The organism is Leptospira selangorensis (assembly GCF_004769405.1).
Taxonomy (GTDB): Bacteria; Spirochaetota; Leptospiria; order Leptospirales; family Leptospiraceae; genus Leptospira_B; species Leptospira_B selangorensis.
Map to the genome: position 1 here is coordinate 40757 of NZ_RQES01000010.1, position 18882 is coordinate 59638.

Sequence of the window (18882 nt, forward strand, 5' to 3'; positions counted from 1 at the left end):
TTGATTCCGAATTAGGACCCGGTTAGGATGCCTCGAAGCGTCAGGCCTATGAATTATTACCTTTTTCTGCCAATAAGCGCTCTAATCATAAATACTCTACTTATTTCATATGTTTTTGCGAGAAGGTTCCGAAGTGCAGTTATCCGGGACTTTTTACGATTCGTTCTATTCTTAAATCTTTGGCTGGTTTCTTATATTTTGTATTGGAGCATGCTTCCACCGGAATGGATGACTCCAATTTTCAAACTTTCTTGTTTCACCTGGATCCCAGTTGGCCTCTTATTCTTAGAAACAGTACATAGATTTTTAAACATTCGTTCGACAATCCTGCTCCCATTCTTCCGTTTTTCCGTGGTGCTCACTATCTTCCTAACCGCTTCTACGGATTGGATCATCAAAGGTTCTATTTTATATGATTGGGGTTACGAATTGGAACCAGGGATTTTGTTCGTTCCATTCAGTACGGTCGCAGTTAGTGGTCCTGCGATCTGGGGATTATATCTTCTTTTAAAAGAAAGATTCAGGACAAAACAAAGGAAGATCAGACAACAATTGAATTTTTGGATCTGGGGCACCACGATTGCCCTCGGGATCAGCGCTTATACTGAATTATTCAATCTGGATGAACAAGGTAGATTTTTATTCGTTCCTTTAAGCCCCGCAGCAATCAGCATACAGGCATTTTTTATTTTTGTGGCGATCACACGTTATGGATTTCTAAATATCAGTTTAGAAAGGATTGCAGTAGAATTATTCAGAGACATTCACGATGGGATCGTTCTTACGAAAGAAAACCATGAGTTCTTTTTTGCGAACCAGGCTGCAATCGCGATCTTAGACGGTTCTCCATCTAGAGAAGGTCTGTTCAAACCGGAATGGCATTTTGCAAATTATAGAAAAGAACAGGATCATATTCCTAGAGATTACCAATTAATAGGTAACTCAGTTTTACAGTTTATAGAACTTACTGTTTCCGAGATTAAGATCACGGAGAATGAATCCGGGACCTTATACCTTTTACGGGACATCACCGAAAAGAAGGCAGCCCAAGAAAAAATCCACCAACTATATTCACAAATTGTAAACGACTTGGAGATTGCAAGGGTCACTCAGGCTTCTATCATTACCCAAAAATTTCCGGATAAAGGTTCTTATAGGATACACTCTTTTTTCCAGCCCATAGATAAAGTAGGCGGGGATATGTTAAGGGTGATCGAACACTCGGAGAGAGTGGATATACTGTTTGCAGATGTTTCCGGTCATGGGATCGCCTCAGCCATGGTGGGCGGAATGCTTTCAATCGCATTCCAGATTGTTTCGGATAAAAAACTTTCTCCCAAGGAAAGTTTGTCCGAGATCCACGAAATGCTTTCTAAGGTAGTATTACACCATCATATCTCTGCCGTATATGCGAGTTTTTATCCAAAGGAAAACAGAGTTACATTCTCTTACGCGGGACATCATCCAATGCTCGTCTTCAGAGAAGGTAAAATTTACCCCCTAGAAGGAGAAGGTAGGATCTTACTCGCAGTTAAGGAATTACATCTGAACGATTATCATTTCGACCTACAAACTTCTGATAGATTATTATTCTATTCTGATGGTTTATACGAAGTAAAAAATGATCTAGGAGAAATTTTCGGTTACGAAGAATTTTTAGATTGGATCCAAGGAATGGCGGATAGGGATACTCGTTCTTTATTAGAAGCGGCTCATAGAAAGGCGCTCGAATTCGGGAACGGAAAACATAATGACGATTTGGCAATGTTGGCATTGGAGATCGGATCGTGAACCCATATCTAATCCTCCCATTATTCGCATTATTTATCAATCTATGGTTGTTCACCTATGTCCTAGCGTTAAAAGGAAAACATAGAGTAGTTCATTTATATCTTTTCTACTCCGCAGCATTAAGTCTTTGGATCATTTCTATTATTCTATACTGGTCCTTCTTACCATTTCATTGGATGACTTGGATCTTTAAGATCAGTTCTATTTCCTGGTTATTAGTCGGCCCTTTATTTTTAGAGTTCGTATTCGCATTCTTATCAAAAAACCCGAATATAGTTTTATATCTTTTGAGAGGATTGGCACTCGCTATATTTCCGATCACATTGACAACTGATTGGATCATAGCAGGTGTAGAAAGAAAATACTGGGGAGATATGTTGATCCAGGGTCCTCTTTACGTGTATGGGATCAATTTGCTCACGGTTTCTCCGCCGGTTTACGCGATCTTTCTTTTGATTTTTGAATCCAGAAAAGAAGAAATAGGATTCAGAAAACAATGTTATCTTTTGGCATTCGGAACATTCCTTTCTTCCGTGCTTGGATTTTTAACCACAGTCCTTCCTAGGATTCTATCCGAAGGAGATCTACATTATCCACCATTGAGCGGAAGTGTGACAGTGATCCAATCAGCGTGCGTATTTATAGCGATCGCAAAATACGGATTTTTAGAGATCCGATTGGAAAAGATCGCTCTCCAATTATACGCAAAGCTTAGAGAAGGTGTGATCCTATTATCCGCATCCGATGATCTACTGTATTGGAACGAAAGTGCAAAAGAAATGTTAGGTTTTCCTAAAATAACAGCAACTCCGGAGAAGCTGGACCTAGGAAAATTTTTAGAAGGATTTACGAGAAGACCCTTCTCTAGAATGGACTTCAAAAGAAAATTTTCCGAAACAAAAAAGATCTCCTCGGAAGAGGACATGCTCCCCTCCTCCGATTCGGTTTATTTAGAAGTTTCCAAATCCGAAATCCCAATCTCGGGAAGAGACTTAGGCAGAGTGTACGTACTTCGAGACATCACCGAAAAAAAAGAAGCTTCCGAAAGGATCAATATGCTCTACTCCAGAGTGATCCGAGATCTAGATATAGCGAGAGAAGTCCAAAATACGATTACCACCAGAGATTTTCCTTCTTCCGATAAATTTAAGATATTTTCCTATTTTCGTCCTTATGATCGAGTAGGAGGAGATGTTCTAAACTGTTCCGAAAGTGCAGATGGAAGTCTGGAGATCTTATTTGCGGATGTTTCGGGACATGGGATCTCTTCTGCGATGGTGGCTGCAATGGCATCCATCTCATTCAACGTATTTTCTAGAAAAGGAAACAAACCTAAGGAAGGTTTATTATTCACGAATGATCTACTTTCTTCCGTGGTAACCCAACATTTTATCTCTGCGGTTTTCCTTAAATATAATCCCAATACAAGAATATTAGAATATAGTTATGCAGGTCACCATGCTGGGCTTCTTCTCAGAGATGGGCAAACCTTGGATTTGCAAGGAAAAGGAGGGGTCTTACTTGCCGTAGGAACTCCTATCTTGGAGGATTTTCAGATCCAACTAAGGCCCGGGGACAGAGTGTTATTATATTCGGACGGTTTATTCGAGGTCAGGGGATCTAAAGGAATTCCGATGGGTAATACCACACTCGTGGAAGCGGTAAAAAAACTTTCTTACCAGGACTCGGACAGTCTGATCCGCTCCTTAGTATCCTATTCGGAATCCTTCGGAGACGGGATCATGACGGACGATCTCACCTTATTCTGTTTAGAAATTACAGGTTAATACGCCGAGTGCCGGTTTCAGGAACGTAGTGACTATACTGCGAGAGAATCAGCCTGTTCTTTTACTTTTTCCAAGAACGGAAGAAATTCATCCAGAACTGCAGGGATCTCATACTCGATAATATCTCCTGCACGAATAATATCTTTTTCTTCTAAAGCTAAAGCAACAGATGCAAGTGTATCGTTTAAATCGTTCGTTTTTTCTTCGAAAGTTCTTTCTGCGATCTGGATCTTAGAGAAATCCATACCGGGAAGTTTTTGTCTCAAAGTGATAAATGAAGTCAGAAGAACATTGATCTGAGAAACAGATTGAGTAAGAAGATGTGTTGCCACCTCGTCTTTTCCTGCCTGATAACTTTCATTTACTTTTACGAAACTCTCTTTCAATGCAGGAACAGCCTTGATAAAAGTATCTAAAATTTCTCTTAAAGTAGGAAGTTCAAGATCCAGAACGGAAGCTCTTGCTACCAGATCCATAACGAATAATTTCAGATCTCTAAGATATTCCAAAAATTCTTCGATTGCAGTTGTCCCATCTAGTTTGGAAGAATTACTACTCAACGCATCTAGGATATCACTTACTGTGGAGCCGGTTCCCATAGGTTTGATCTGATCGTATTTTAGTTTTAAAAGTTTACCTGCAGATTCCAAAAGACTACGGATCCATTCTATCCCGTCTGTTAATTCTTTAGATTCTTTTTCGGTCAAAGAATCTCTACCGAGTAAAGTAGTTCCGACCTTATCCACATAAGAATCCAACTCATGGAGAGAGCTGATCAGAATATCAAGCTCCTCTCCCACAAAAAATTCCATCTTGGAAACATTTGATATGGAAGAATCACGCATTGTGTTCTGGGTAAATTCCTCCCCATCCACAACGCAGGATAATAAAAATTTGCCGTTAGTTTCCACCCAACGACGTACAGCGTCGAAAACCTCTCCCAGGTTCTTCTCATTTTCGATGACACTTTCCAATTTTTGCTCGTTTACGAATATTTCCACGGTGATTCCTCCGTTTATATTATAATTCCTTTATTTATCATCTCCGCCCTGTCCCCTACTGAGATTATTATTCAGATAGGAACCGACGGCCTTATTTCTACCCACACCCTGCTCCATATACAGGAACTTTTCTTTGAGTTTTTTTTCATAACTCATCAGGTGGGATTCGAAGTTTTTGATCTTCTTATTATTATCGGAGACTTGCTCTTCCAATAACTTGATCTTGCTTGTGACCAGTCCACCGGCGAACTGGGTATAAGGTTTCAAATGTTCTACCAGATTTACGCCTACTCCGGTGTCCATTCTAGCATCAGAATTTGTATCCTGGGCGAATAAATGACGAACTGCGTCCGGATTCTCCGCAAGTTTAGCAGCGAGTTTTGCCTCGTCCAGAGCCAGAAGGCCTTCTTGGATATCCGCCCATTTACTTCCCACATCTCCCGTTGAAATTCCAACATCTGAAAGTGTTCGGATCTCAGAATTAGGATAAGCAGGAAAAGAAGAAGTGGTCACCGTTTTCATACCTGCGACCAAACGGATAACCGAATTCTCTCCGGCTAAAATACCTGTTTTAGTTTTTCTTTCCCAGAAGGATCTGGTAATATCCGGATCTTCCAGTTTAGAATCGCTGATCCCGCCTTCTCTATTAACTGCGGTAGCATCCTTGGAGTATTTTAGAACATTATTATATGCTTCTATAAATTCTTTGATCATTCGGATCCCTTTCACGGAATCCACCTTGATATCTACTGTAGCAGGACCACCTTCGCTCTTTTTGTTCAGGTTCAGAAGCACCCCATCCAATACGTCGGTTAAACCTTCGTTTTTAGGTCGAGTGATCTCGATTCCATCTACTAAAAATACGGCATCCTTAGCTTCTACGATTGTCTTTGCAGGTTTAGCACTGTTAAACTCAGCAGGAAGGACAAATCTGAAATTAGAGAATTCCTTCTCCTTTCCGGTCTGATTGATTACGATTACCTTATGGATCTTCTTTCCATCCATATTGGATTTGAAAGTAACGCGGACCTTTCCTTCTTTATGATAGGCCTGCTCTAAAAATACTTTGTCCTGCTCGTCCTGATCATAGATCACACCCAAGGAAATCGTTTCACCTTCTTCCAAAGGTTCGGAAAGAGTAGCTTCGATTCTTGCTCCCTTCTTCCCTTCTTTTGCATCCATATGAAATTGGAATGCTTGTTTAGAGCTTAATTTGATCTTAGAAGGTTCTTTTTTCTCGGGGTCGGCCGCAATAAATGTAGGTTTAGAAGTTGCTGTCATTCCATACTTATCCGGCTGGAAAGGATTTGTCTGACTTGCTTCCCAAGGAAGATAAAAAGACTGAGGTGGATCCTGAGGAAGCATTCCTCCTACAAGAGAGGCTGCCTTAAGCACACCGTTCGGATCATCAAACTTCAGTTGATTGTCCTTACCGGACTGAGAAGCGGCTAAAGTTAAAACCGTCTTATCTTGATCCACTTTTACGATAGTCGGCTGAATAATCCCTGCAGCAGCAGTACGAATTGTAAGATATAGATCTCGGATAGTTCCACCTTGGAATTCTATCTCCTTCTCTATCTCTCCCGAAAGAACTTTGAAAGTACCGGCAGGTATCTTTCTTTCAGAATCGATAGGATCACCTGAGATCTGATGATAGGTCGCAAGTTCTTTCACTTCTATCTTACGCTTTCCGCTGCTTGCAGAACGCGCAGCATCTCCAGTGATCACACCTTCCGGATCAGAAACGATCGACTTGGTCGCAAATGGCGCAGTGAAAGATATAATTTCTCTAGTTTTGTTTTGGAGGTCAGTAGTGAGGGTTTTAAGATCGGACCATGCTTTGACCTGAGCCTGATTAAAACCGTTTTGCCTTTCCAAACGGCGAATCGGCTTTGCTTCCAGCTCTACCAGTTTTTTTACGATTTGGTTCGTATCCTGGCCGGAACTCAGTCCCGGAATAGAGAATGCGGGCATAGTCCCCTCCTTCTAATTCCATCGACCGATTTCCTAAAAGTATAAGGGCAAAAATCGCTTTTTTCTGCGTTTTAAACCGTCTGTCTTGCCGAAACCTTTACTTTAAGCTTCGCCTTCAGACCTTCCATATAGCCAAGACTGTCCAGATTATACTCATCCACATAAGAAAGTCTTTCTGCCCTAAACTCTTCCGGAATACGAAGTGTGGAACGATAGAATAATAAACCGGAAAGAAGTCTGGCACTTGCCCATACGATCTCATCCGCAGTTTCTTCTCTTTCTTCGGAAGTAGCAAGATCCTTATACATAGCGACGGCCTCTTGGAAACCATCCCAAACTTCGGAAAGGACTTTGGTTTCTTCGATTGGGAAATGAGACCATTCATTATCTATATATTCTCTTAAAAAACCGTGACCAGTCATGCCGGTAACTACACCACCGATACTAGCATTGACTTGAATTTGAGAAGTTCCGTCATAGATGGTTGTGATCCTAGAGTCTCTGTAAATTCTGGAGACGTCATAGTCTTCGGTGAAACCTGCTCCTCCATGAAGTTGAACCGCATCACCCGCGATCTTTACGCAGGACTCTGAACAATAAAACTTTGAAATTGGCGTAAGTATTCCGGCTAACTTTTCCCAATACTTCAGGACCACGTCTGATTTTAGATCTCTTTCTGTGGCGCCTTTCTCTTTCAGATGATCTCCCCTGAAATAATATAGATCCATTGCACGGGCGCCTTCTAACATTAAGCAGCGCATTGCCATCGTTTCTCTTTCCATTCTGCGAAGGATCTTACGGACTGCGGGAATAGTCCCGATCGGTTTTCCGAATTGAATTCTTTCGGAAGTATATTTTTTAGTTTCGGCTAATGCCGCCTGCGCAATCCCAACTCCTTGTTGGGAAATTCCCATACGTGCACCGTTTAACATTCCCATCGTATGTTTGATAAGTCCGTGGCCTTCTTCTCCGATCAAGATACCGGGAGTATTCTCTAAAACGATCTCGCAAGTGGGAGAACAATGTAATCCCATTTTCTTTTCTATTCCGGCAACTTGTATGTCTTTGGATTGAACTAAGAAGAAAGAAAGTCCTCTTGCTCCACTTCCAGGATTTCCAGTTCTAGCTAATAGTAACAGTATCGCAGGAATTTCGCCAGTGCCGCAACCTTGGGTGATAAATCTTTTGGTTCCGTTTAGTAGATAGGTATTTCCTTCTTTATGGGTAGCCTTAGTACGAAGTCCCGGCAGATCGGAGCCATGATCGGGTTCCGTAAGTCCCATAGCGCAGGCAAATTCCCCCGCCGCTAAACGAGGCAACCATTCGTCTTTTAATTCTTCACTTCCATTTTTTTCTACGATCTCTGCCAAGTTCACACAACCTATCGAAATACAAACGGATGCATCCACTCTATATAAAATTTCGCTAAAGAATGCTCGAACTGTCCAAGGAACTCCTAAACCGCCGTACTTTCTAGAAAAACCTGTAGGTTGTAGTCCTGCATCTCTTGCTTTTCGGACGATCTCTAATAATTTTTCCGGGAATGTAACTTTTCCATTCTCGAATTTTACCCCAACTTTGTCCAATTCGGCAACATAAGGAGCGATCTCTTTACCCGCAAATTCTCCCACGGAGTCCAATAAAGTTTTATAATATTCTAATGCTTCTTCATGAGTAGAAGGGGCAGCAGCAAATCTTTCATCTCCCGCTTTATATTTTGCGGCATCAGTAAATCCGCCCTCGTAGGAATCTACAATTTCCTTCCAATTAATAATATGATCGAAATGTAACCTCAGGTCGGATACATCGTTGAAGTAGTTGTTTTGTAGCATGATTAGAAGATTCCTTTAGGAGATAATAAAGTATCTTCTTAGAATAGGAAAGGTCAATTCGTTTTCAAAAGTGAAACATCTGAATGAACTGGTGTTAGTTTGAAGGGCAAAATATTAAATCGGATAAATGTTTCCTGAGGCGATTTTCGTAACGCTCGCTCTAATTTAAATTACAACAAACTCGAACCGCTTCCATTAGCTTATTCACGTCCCAAGGTTTCGGGATCACTGTATAAGTCCCTGCTTCTTTTTTTACCCTGTCCACTGCAGCGGCATCCACATGACCGGTAATCAAAATGGATCGGATCTTAGGATACTTTTGGTGGACCAAAATTAAGAATTCATCTCCTTTAATCCCCGGCATCAACCAATCGGAAAGTATCAGGATCACGTTTACACCGGCGCCTACTAGATCATCTATGACTTCCATAGCTTCTTCTGCGTTTAATGCAGTCTCGTATTGGAATAAATTTCCAAGCTGCTTCTTTAATTCCTTTTGTAAGGTAATTAAGATGATCGCCTCATCATCCACACATAGGATCGCATTCTGTGATGTTTCAGTTTCCAATAGATTCCTCTTTTTTACGGTTCGCAGGTTTCAACCAAACCTCGAACTTAGTGCGTCCAGGCTCACTTTCAAACTCTATTTTTCCGCCCATCTTCTCTATGATCTTTTTGCATATATCCAGACCAAGACCGATACCTTCTCCAGGATTTTTAGTAGTGAAGAATGGATCGAAAATTTTATCTTGGATCTCTTTTGGAATTCCCGAACCGGAATCTGCGAAAGAAACTATAATCCAGGATTCTCTTTTCTCGATCGAAATTTCGATTTTACCTTTATAGTTCATGGCCTGCAATCCATTATTTAATAGATTGATCCATACTTGATTCAACTTATCCGGATCTCCCAAACAAAGTTCGTTCGTCCTATAATGTTTAACTACTTCTACCCCGTATTTGATCTTATTATGATATAGTGCGATGATTGTTTCCAGCTCCACCTCTATATCGACCGGAACAAGCTCCTCATCTCCGTTATGCGTTCCTGGGTTTAGATAATTTTTAAGTGCGTCCACAACGTAAGAGGCCTTTCCGGTAGCGATTGAGATTACATTACTGAATCTTACAACCGAAGCGATAGAAGAAACGGCCTCTAAAATTTTCAGAGAATTTTCAGTCTTTAAAAGTTCAGGAAGTTTTTCTCCCAATCTATGGATCCCCAATTCTAAGACCATATTTACGGCATTTTCCGGATCCTGAACGGAAGCTTCTTTAAATACACGAACGAGCTCCCTTCTCAAAGAACGATTCGGTAAAATTTCTGCTTGGGAAATTTCCTTTAAACTTTCATCTAACAAAAATTTGAAATATTCAATTTCCTTTTTATTTAAGCTAAGAAGAAGGTCAGGTATCTCCCTAATCTCTTCGTACAAAATATCCAAAATTGCACGATTTGAAGAAACGATCGCTCCCAAAGGGGTGTTTAATTCGTGAGTCATTCCGGCGGCAAGCTGGCCTAACGCAGCTAATTTTTCGGAAAGAAGAAGTTGGCTTTGAGTTTCATTCAACTCCTTGGAGATCTTCTTCTGATACTCCAAAGCTTCCGTCAGATCTCCATTTGTTCTTTTTAATTCTTCTGTTCTTTGATCGATTTTACGTTCCAGATTTGCATTTAGATCTAGAATAGTTTCTTCTGCTTCCTTACTCTTAGTAATATCATTAGATATACCGAAAATTTGTGTCGGAATTCCTTCCTGATCCCTCTTATAGACCAATTCCCTGGAAACGAACCAGCGCCATTTCTTATCTTTATGATGCATCCTATATTGGTGTTCGATTACGTCTCTATCTAGAGCGTTTAAATACTTTGGAATTATATTGGTTAAGTACGCTTGGAAATCATCAGGATGCATCAGTGATTTCAGAAGAGAATTCCCCATTTCCTGAATTTCTTCTACGGAATACCCTAATAGCCTTTCCACACCGATATTACTATAAACGTTCTTTCCGTCTTTTATATCATAAATATATAATATATCAGGACTGATATCCAAAATGGATTCTACAAATCTGTTTCTTTCTAAAAATTTCTCTTCTATACTCTTACGTTCAGTGATATCTACCATCACTCCGCGAAGCCATTTTTCCTTATTACCCTCTGCGATTACTTTTACCATATCCCTGAGCCAAACGACAGTTCCGTCTTTTTTCAAGAACCTATATTCGAAATCATGGGCTTCTAATTTTCCCGTACAAGCTACGCAATAATTTACCGCATAGTCTTTATCTTCCGGGTGAATATGGTCCGCCCAAAATCCGGGAGTTTTCCATTCTTCTACAGAATACCCCAATAGATCCTCAGCTTGTTTGCTCACAAATGTGAAATTAAAGGTGATAGCATCCGCCTCCCAAACAACACCAGGCGTAGTATCTACAAGATCTTTATATTGTTCCTCGCTTGCCTTTGTTCTACGGAACGCTTCTTGTAACTGCTCCGCCATATGATTGAATGAAAATGCAAGTATCCCGATCTCTTCCAATTTGCTGGAAGGAACCCTTTGGGAGAAGTCACCTTCTGCCATAGCTCTAGTAGCTTGAGAAATATTACGTATTGGTGATGTAACAATCCCTGCGAGAAATGCCGCAATCAAAAGGGAAAGAGTCAAGGCGACGGCAAATACTTTTGCAGACTCGCTATTACCGATCTGTACACCTTCTAAATAATAAGAAGCGGGCATTGCAGTGATCACTATCCAATCGTATTCCCCTGCATTGTCTCTATATGGAGTTACTTGGGTTAGCCAAGTCTCTCTGGAAACGGGTTTTGCATTTACTATATCAAATCTAAACTGAAATGCCGCCCTAACGGAATATAGATCTCCATAATCTTTCAGAACAGAAAGGACGGAATTTCTTATTACTGGATCCCCACTCTCGGAAGCAGAACCGATATTGCTAAAACGTAAGTCCGAAGAAGCAATAATCCTAGTTTCCCTATCTATAATAAAAGCTCTACCATGTCTGGCTATATTCGTATTTTTTAATAAAAGAGAGATCTCTTCCGGTTTTTTCCGGATAGAACGATCCAGATAATCATCCAGCCTAAGATTAATATTCTCCGAGATCTCTTGGTGTAATCTTGCCGCAAGTTTTCCGGATGCCGCTTCTGAACTTCTTAAAGTTAAATAAGCAGTGGCTGCCACCATGATCAAAACTAAAAGAATGAACGGAGTGACTAAGAACATCCGGATCGGAAGCCCTTGTCCCAAAGGAACCCCGTCTTTTCCGAATTTTTCTTCCTGCCAATACCATTCTTTATAACTTAAGATCAGCTCTCTTGTATGGCCTGGAATTTCTGCCCAAAATAATCCGTATTTTTTAGCCAAAGGTAATGCGATCAACATCGCGAAGGGAGCAACTACCCAAGTGACTCCGGTGGTAAAGAACAGTGCAGGAGTGATATTACGGTAAGAAATCTCCCTAGTAAATTGTTCAGAGCAGATGTATCCCCAAAGTTGAGGCTCTATACTCATGAAGATAATTACGAAAATCGAATATAAAATCCAGGTCTTTATTTTTTTGAAATCGGGATCTCTTCCGATCAACTGATATGCCACCCAGAAACAAGCCGGGTTGATAAAATAACCTAAAAGCCAATCGAATAAAAAATTGGGAGGAACACCTTCTATCAGATCCGAAAGTCCGTAGGCAAAAGGGACCGCAAGAAGTGCAGGATAACCGAATAAAAGAATACAAAGAAAAACTGTTAGATCTTTTAAAGACTCGAATGTCTGAGCCCCCGGAACCAAAACGATAAAGGAACCGATATAACCAGTGATAAAAATAAAAACAAAAGTGAATGGAATACTTAAAAATGCCTGGGTATCCCAACTTTGTTTTCGGCGACCAAAACCGAATTTGCCTCCGGGATTAAAAGTAAATCCTCCGTAGGCGCAGATCATCAAAAAGATCCCGACAATATAGCCGAATCTGCCCCAAATGTCTATAAAGGACAAAGGAAGGGAGGCGAATAATTCTTCAAACCAGTAAACGATCGAATTCACGGAAGGTTATCCTACAAAATTCCCTTCGCACCCGAGAGAATTTTGGAGTGCCGGAAGATTTCACACCTAACCTAAAGAAAGTCAATCCGGTTTAAAAAAAATCGAATAAATTACAAGCTTAGAAGAATACAAAAAAATCCGCTCTTAAGGGATATAAGGTTCTCTTAAGAATGTGCGTGATTATGAAGATGATTCTCGCAATATTCCTTATCTTCGCAGTCCACACAATAACGGAATTCCAATTGAGGATCCGTGGCTTCAGTAGCTCCACAAACATAACATTTATGAACCGTGAATACTTCGGATTGTTTGGCTTTCCAAGTAGAAGTTTTGTGCTCCCGGATCTTGGTGCCTAAGATATCTCTTCCGAAAAATAACAATAAGCTAGAGAATCCAAAAAACAATCCCGCCCAAGGTAGGATCGAATTAAACATTCTCATCTCGTCTCCTCTTTCCCAGAACAGATACACGAATAACGCGATCCCGATCCATTTCATTCGAATAGGAATAATGAAAAATTCCAAATTAGGCATACGGATCGCCAAGGCCAATAAAAGACAATCATAGATCATCTTAGTTTCCACGAACAACGGGTAGTATAGAGAAAGAACTCCACCTATCGTAATGAAGAACATTAAGGAAAACAAAAATAGATTAAATCGGAGAGAACCCATATCCTCTTCCAAAATTTTGCCGACCGAAAAAACCAAATACGTGTAGAAGATCAAGAAGATCCAAGGCATATAAGTTCCGGCCTGTATCTCGGCAGGAGATAGTAGATGAAAAACAAATAGTCCAGCATTCCACCATCTTCCTCCCTCTAACATATCAGGAGTTAATACGCCGATCTTAGGATCGATCAATAAGGAGAATAAACTTACAAAAAACGTAATTGCAGCAAAATACCCGGCCGCATTTTGGAATGAAATAATATCGATAAATTGGTTTCTTAATCTTCTCAATGGAATTCCTTAACAGGAGAATATTCAAAAAGTATAAATTATTTGACGTTGATAAATTCTAAAAATCCGCCGAATACGTATCCGTCTTTTTTCTTCCACTTCACTTTGACCCAACGGCCTTGTTTGCCGTCTTGGATCTCTAGTTCTCCTGTTTCGCCGAAAGTTTCGACTACATCACCGTCGGGAACCAGATCTATTTTTTTAGCTTCTATATTTGGAGAGATCCTCAAACGAAGACCTCCTCCTGCATGGACTTTCATGATCTTTTCTATCTTACGAGGTTCTACCTTTTCTACCGAGGCACAGTTCCAAACTAAAAGAGAGATAAAAGTTAAAAAGAATGCGAGGATCTGTTTCATTTGTTTGCCTGAATATATTATCTTAATTTTGGATAAAAAGGATTCCAAGGAATATCCGTGACTCCGTAATCCAATCCGCTCTGTAATAATGCCGTAGAGATTTGGCTGCGATGATGGGTCTGATGATTGAAAAAATGAGTGATCAAAAGCCAGATCGGCAATGTGATCTCCTTTTTGTACATGTAACTGTAAAACTTCAGATCTTGTGTAAGCCACTCTGAGGTTATGGTTTTTACCCATTCGGAAATCGTCGAATCTAATTCAGTCCTAAGTTTTTTGAGTTCTGTCAGATTAGAAAATTGCATTTCTTGGAAATCCAATTTTTGGATCGGCCTAGAATGAAATCTATCCAACCAAGAAAGATCCATCATGATGATATGATTCCAAGTCTTTGCCATTGAACCGAAAAATAGTTTTTTATCTTCTTCCAATTCGCCTGATTTTAATTTTTCAGAAACATTTAATAAGGATTCGTTTTGCCAACGATTGTATTCTGCCAAAGCGACACAGTATTCTGGATCTATCATGCTGAAATTTTGAGCAATGATCCAAATAGGTCAATACATATTAAAATTTGAAGACAACCACTACTCCTTCCAAATAAAAAGGAAACCTATCGATTAGATTCCCGGTCCAATCTTAAATGTTTGTCCGAGCTTTCATAGGATTACTCGTATTCTGTTTTTCGTTCGCAGTATCTGCTAACGGAACGGTAACAGCTTTTGCCGGAACAAAACATTCCAAACAAAGTTTTCATTTAGAGCTCTCTCATTCTGCTCTTTCTAACTTAGTAGTTTTAGAAAAAGAATCCGAAAGAATAGAAACGGAAGCTGCCTCCACCTACTGGAAAAATTTAGGTCTACTTTCTCATTCAGAATCTGCACCTTCTTTCTCGGACTCGGAAGCACCGTTACATATTTCCGCCTTCGATTCCAATCTATATACGATCCGACTTATCATTTAGAACCTTCTCCAAATATATTTAATTTTTATAATATAGGAGAATTTTATGCGCAACGTATTCGCATACATAGCCGCGGCATCCGTGGTTTCAGTTTCCGCTCCGGTAGCTGCGGAATCTTCAGAGTTGAGATTATTCCAAAGGCTTGTCGTATTTCATGAACAATTACTTTCAGGCGATGACAAAAGAACAAATCCGAAAGGGCTCTCCGAAATGATCCGCAAGGCCAAAGAAAGTTCCGGAGAAGAAAGGATCAAATATGCTAAGTCATTGACCTTTGCAGAATTATTGGAGAAAGCGAGCTCGAGAGAAGAGCAGGAATTTTTATATTCAGAGTTATGTTCTTCTCTAAAAGAGATAGCACCTAAATTACAATTCTATTCTTTTATTTGTCCTAAAACCGGAAAGGTTTGGATCTCTAAAACAAAAGAAGTCCGAAATCCTTATTTGATCGATGAAAGAGGAACAGGAAAACTAATAAGTTAACGTACAAGGAAGAAGCGGTTATCCTTAGGGATCCGCTTCTTTTGCCCTTAAAAGCAGACTTGACTCTCGGCCCGTCCATTTTAAACCAGAAGAAAGTAGGACTAAATTAGTGGCCCAAAAGATAAAATCTCCCGAAACCCAAACCTTAGGAAGCGGAGGAAACGGAAATAAGGGACCGATCCATATCGGTAACTCCGATATCTTTTTTGATCGTGAACTTTCCTGGGTGGATTTTAATAAGCGGGTTTTAGAAGAAGCGAACGATCCTGAAAATCCGCTTCTGGAACGTCTGAAATTTTTATGTATTACTGAATCAAATTTGGACGAATTTTATATGGTCCGCGTCGCAGGTTTGAGAAACATATTAGCCGAAGGTAACGACGAAAAAAGTCTGAATGGTCAAAGAGCTTCCGAGATCTTAACAGAGTTATCCAATAAGGTAAGAAATTTCGTAAATGTTCAATACGAAACCCTAACTTATACTCTGGAACAAATGAAAGAGAACGGGATCCATCTCATCTTAAATCCGGATGAATTAAATAAAAATGAAATAGAAGATATCAAACATTATTATAAAGAAGATGTTTCTCCGATCTTAACTCCACTTTCTATAGATCCATCACACCCGTTTCCTCATATACTTAATAAATCCTTAAACTTAGCGATCGTTCTTACCGCAGATGATGAAAAAACAGGATTAAAAAAAGACCTGTTTGCAGTGGTTCAAGTACCGTCCGTATTACCAAGATTCTTACAGCTTAAGGGAGAAGGTAAGACCAGAAGATTTTTCCCTCTGGAAGAGATCATCAAACTTCATGTGGATGACTTATTCTATGGAATGACGGTAAAAGAAGTTTATCCTTTCCGGATACTAAGAGATGCGGACATCTCCATAGACGAAGAAGCTTCCGTAAAGGATCTTCTCATTACTATGAAAAAGGAGATCCGAAACCGTATCTGGGGAGACGCGGTAAGAATGGACATTTACGAAGGAACTTCCGCTTTCGTAAGAAACACCCTAAAAGAACTCATGGAATTACAAGATCATGAGATCTTTGACGTATCTTCTATATTAAATATTAGTGATATGATGTATTTTTACGGACTGGAACATACTTCCAAGTTCAAATATACATTCTTCCAGCAGAAGACCACTTTAAAGTTCGAATCTCCTGAGAAAATTTTCGAAGCAATCAAAAAGAAAGACAGATTATTACATCACCCTTACCAATCTTTCGGAGCGATCGAAGATCTACTTAGGATTTCTAGCGAAGACCCGAAAGTTTTGGGGATCAAGATGACCCTATATCGTACAAGCGGGGACTCGCCTATTATCCAATATTTAGGGCAGGCAGCCGAAAACGGAAAACAGGTTACGGTACTTGTTGAGTTAAAGGCAAGATTCGACGAAGAACGAAATATCAAATGGGCCCAAAAACTGGAAGAAAGAGGAGTTCACGTAGTATACGGAGTAGTAGGACTTAAGATCCACAGTAAGATGCTTCTGATCGTAAGAAGAGAAGAAGAACACTTGGTACGTTACGTGCACCTTGGAACCGGAAATTATAACTCCACAACCAGTAAATATTATACGGATTTAAGTTTCTTCACCGTTAACAAAGATATTACTGAAGATGTTTCCACTATTTTCAATACTATCACTAGTTATGCAAAGATGCCCTTTTTGAACAAGCTGGCGGCTTCTCCACATAATCTAAAAACCGTATTTTTAACTCTGATCGAAAAAGAAACTGAAAATGCAAAGGCCGGAAAACCTGCGCGTATCATTTTCAAAATGAACAGTTTAGTCGATCCTCATATTATATTAGCAATGTATAATGCGAGTCGGGCCGGAGTGATCATAGAGTTGATCATTCGAGGGATCTGTTGTTTAAAACCTGGGCTCCCTGGAATTTCGGAAAATATCACAGTGATCTCCATCGTAGGTAGATTCTTAGAACATACACGTATTTATTATTTCCTTTCAGGCGGAGAAGAGAGTACCTTCCTCGCTTCCGCAGACTGTATGCCTAGAAACTTTGAAAGAAGGATCGAAGTCCTATTTCCTATCTTAGATGCAAAAAATAAAGATAGGATCAAAAAGATCTTAGATGTTCAGATCAGGGACAATGTTAAAGCCAGATTACTTTCTTCCGACGGTATCTATCGCAAAAGAGAAAGAGTAGAAGGCGAGAAGCCTGTGGATAGCCAGATCGAAAGAATGAACTTCACGGAATAAATATGAGTATTAGCCAAGAAAATAAAAATAAACTTAAATCCCTATTGGGAGAAGACAGGGTTTTTTTCAAAGACGAAACCCAAATGGATCAGGCGACATTCCTTTCTTTCGGAACGGACAGAACAAAAGTATATGTTCCGGATTATGAAATTCTAACATTCCCTAAAAACACCCAAGAAGTTTCGGAAATCGTAAAATTCGCATTCGAGAATGATATCAAGATCGTTCCATCCGGTGGAAGAACAGGTTATGCCGGTGGAGCGGTAGCTAAGTCCGGAGAAATAGTGATCTCCCTTACTAAGATGGATCAGGTTTTGGATTTCGATCCATTCTTCGGTTCCTTAACCGTACAAGCAGGGATGATCACTAAAAATCTGCATAAAGAAGCGGAAGAAAGAGGTTTTTATTTCCCTGTAGATTTCGCAGCCACAGGCTCCTCTCATATAGGCGGAAACATAGCGACTAACGCAGGCGGGGTAAGAGTGGTTCACTATGGACTGATCCGCCAATGGGTTTTGGGTCTGAAAGTAGTTACAGGTACGGGAGAGATCCTTGAATTTAACGGAGAGATCCTAAAAAACAATACTGGTTATGACCTTAAACATTTATTCATAGGTTCCGAAGGAACATTGGGGATCATCACCGAATGTACTCTTAAACTTACCAAAAAGCCCGCAGACAATCGTATACTTTTCACTGCAGTCCCTGATTTCCCTTCTATATTAGAATTATTTAAAGAAACTCATAATATGTCCTTGCCTATTCTGGCATTCGAGTTTCTGACCAAATATTGTTTAGACAAGGTGATGGATCATTTACATGTTCCAGATCCGTTCTCAGAAGTGAGTCCATACTATGTTTTAATGGAATTCGAGATCACTGAAGAATCTGATGATGAGAAACTATTCTCCTTTTTAGAAACCATTATGGAAAAAGGTTATGTTTCCGACGGAAGCCTAGCTCAGAACTCAAGACAAGCGGAAACCTTTTGGAAATATAGAGAAGGTATCAGCGAATCTATTTCCATAGATTATACGGTTCATAAAAACGATATATCTCTCCCGCTTAGGAATATGAATCCTTTCTTGGAAGATATGCAGGCTTTACTTTCTTCCAAATATCCCGGCTTCGAGATCGCACTTTTTGGCCATATAGGTGACGGAAACCTTCACTTAAATATAGTAAAACCTAAGGACCTTTCCGATACGGAGTTTTTCTCACAATGTAAGAAAGTAGATCCTTCCATGTTCGAACTATTACAAAAACATCATGGATCAATTAGCGCTGAACATGGGATCGGTCTTTTGAAAAAAGACTTTTTACATTTTTCTCGTTCTTCTGCCGAGATAGAAGTCATGAGAATGATCAAAAAAGCTCTAGACCCAAAAAATCTTTTGAATCCGGGGAAAATCCTCCCCTAAAA

The 18882-nt window shown here is 39.9% G+C and carries 14 protein-coding genes; 6 read left to right on the top strand and 8 right to left on the bottom strand.

Going from position 1 to position 18882, the window contains the following annotated elements; genetic code table 11:
- Positions 1-48 precede the first annotated feature (48 nt).
- Together EHO58_RS05815 and EHO58_RS05820 are read left to right on the top strand one after the other, a co-directional pair.
- Positions 49-1791, top strand: coding sequence for a SpoIIE family protein phosphatase (locus EHO58_RS05815; protein WP_135628416.1), 1743 nt, complete (start codon positions 49-51; stop codon positions 1789-1791).
- The gene (locus tag EHO58_RS05820; protein ID WP_135679227.1) at positions 1788-3578 is read left to right on the top strand and encodes a SpoIIE family protein phosphatase; all 1791 of its coding nucleotides are present in this window, start codon (positions 1788-1790) and stop codon (positions 3576-3578) included. Before EHO58_RS05815 ends, EHO58_RS05820 begins: the two co-directional genes overlap by 4 nt.
- 32 nt (positions 3579-3610) lie before the next feature.
- Here the strand turns inward: EHO58_RS05820 and EHO58_RS05825 are convergent, their stop codons facing one another.
- The 8 genes from EHO58_RS05825 to EHO58_RS05860 all read right to left on the bottom strand — a co-directional run bounded on the left by EHO58_RS05825 (position 3611) and on the right by EHO58_RS05860 (position 14300).
- The gene (locus EHO58_RS05825; RefSeq protein WP_135679230.1) at positions 3611-4579 is read right to left on the bottom strand and encodes a hypothetical protein; all 969 of its coding nucleotides are present in this window, start codon (positions 4577-4579) and stop codon (positions 3611-3613) included.
- Between the two features lie 30 nt (positions 4580-4609).
- On the bottom strand, positions 4610-6553 hold the full coding sequence (fliD, locus tag EHO58_RS05830) for a flagellar filament capping protein FliD (protein ID WP_135679233.1): 1944 nt from the start codon (positions 6551-6553) through the stop codon (positions 4610-4612).
- Positions 6554-6624: 71 nt separating this feature from the next.
- Positions 6625-8385 carry an acyl-CoA dehydrogenase family protein gene (locus EHO58_RS05835; RefSeq protein ID WP_135679235.1) on the bottom strand — a complete coding sequence of 587 codons (1761 nt, stop codon included), beginning with the start codon at positions 8383-8385 and terminating at the stop codon, positions 6625-6627.
- A 160-nt stretch (positions 8386-8545) separates the two neighbouring features.
- Positions 8546-8953, bottom strand: a complete 408-nt coding sequence (locus tag EHO58_RS05840) for a response regulator (RefSeq protein ID WP_135615132.1) — start codon at positions 8951-8953, stop codon at positions 8546-8548.
- Positions 8943-12452 (bottom strand): PAS domain-containing protein, encoded by a 3510-nt coding sequence (locus tag EHO58_RS05845; protein ID WP_135679237.1) that lies wholly within the window; start codon positions 12450-12452, stop codon positions 8943-8945. Before EHO58_RS05845 ends, EHO58_RS05840 begins: the two co-directional genes overlap by 11 nt.
- Positions 12453-12616: 164 nt before the next feature.
- Positions 12617-13414 (bottom strand): hypothetical protein, encoded by a 798-nt coding sequence (locus EHO58_RS05850; protein ID WP_135679240.1) that lies wholly within the window; start codon positions 13412-13414, stop codon positions 12617-12619.
- A gap of 38 nt (positions 13415-13452) precedes the next feature.
- Entirely contained in the window at positions 13453-13773 is a 321-nt protein-coding gene (locus EHO58_RS05855; protein ID WP_135628409.1) for an SH3 domain-containing protein, read from the bottom strand.
- A 17-nt stretch (positions 13774-13790) separates the two neighbouring features.
- Complete coding sequence (locus EHO58_RS05860) at positions 13791-14300, bottom strand: DinB family protein (protein WP_135679242.1); 510 nt, start codon at positions 14298-14300, stop codon at positions 13791-13793.
- Between the two features lie 116 nt (positions 14301-14416).
- Here EHO58_RS05860 and EHO58_RS05865 point away from each other — a divergent pair, with 116 nt between their 5' ends.
- From EHO58_RS05865 to EHO58_RS05880, 4 genes are all read left to right on the top strand, one after another.
- Positions 14417-14737: a hypothetical protein gene (locus tag EHO58_RS05865; RefSeq protein WP_135679244.1), complete on the top strand. Its 321-nt coding sequence runs from the start codon at positions 14417-14419 to the stop codon at positions 14735-14737.
- A 45-nt stretch (positions 14738-14782) separates the two neighbouring features.
- A complete protein-coding gene (locus tag EHO58_RS05870) occupies positions 14783-15220 on the top strand; it encodes an LIC13259/LIC11441 family protein (RefSeq protein ID WP_135628406.1) in 438 nt (145 codons plus the stop codon).
- 121 nt (positions 15221-15341) lie between these two features.
- Positions 15342-17459 carry a polyphosphate kinase 1 gene (gene ppk1 / locus EHO58_RS05875; protein WP_244241103.1) on the top strand — a complete coding sequence of 706 codons (2118 nt, stop codon included), beginning with the start codon at positions 15342-15344 and terminating at the stop codon, positions 17457-17459.
- 2 nt (positions 17460-17461) lie between these two features.
- On the top strand, positions 17462-18880 hold the full coding sequence (locus EHO58_RS05880) for an FAD-binding oxidoreductase (protein ID WP_135679250.1): 1419 nt from the start codon (positions 17462-17464) through the stop codon (positions 18878-18880).
- Positions 18881-18882 lie beyond the last annotated feature (2 nt).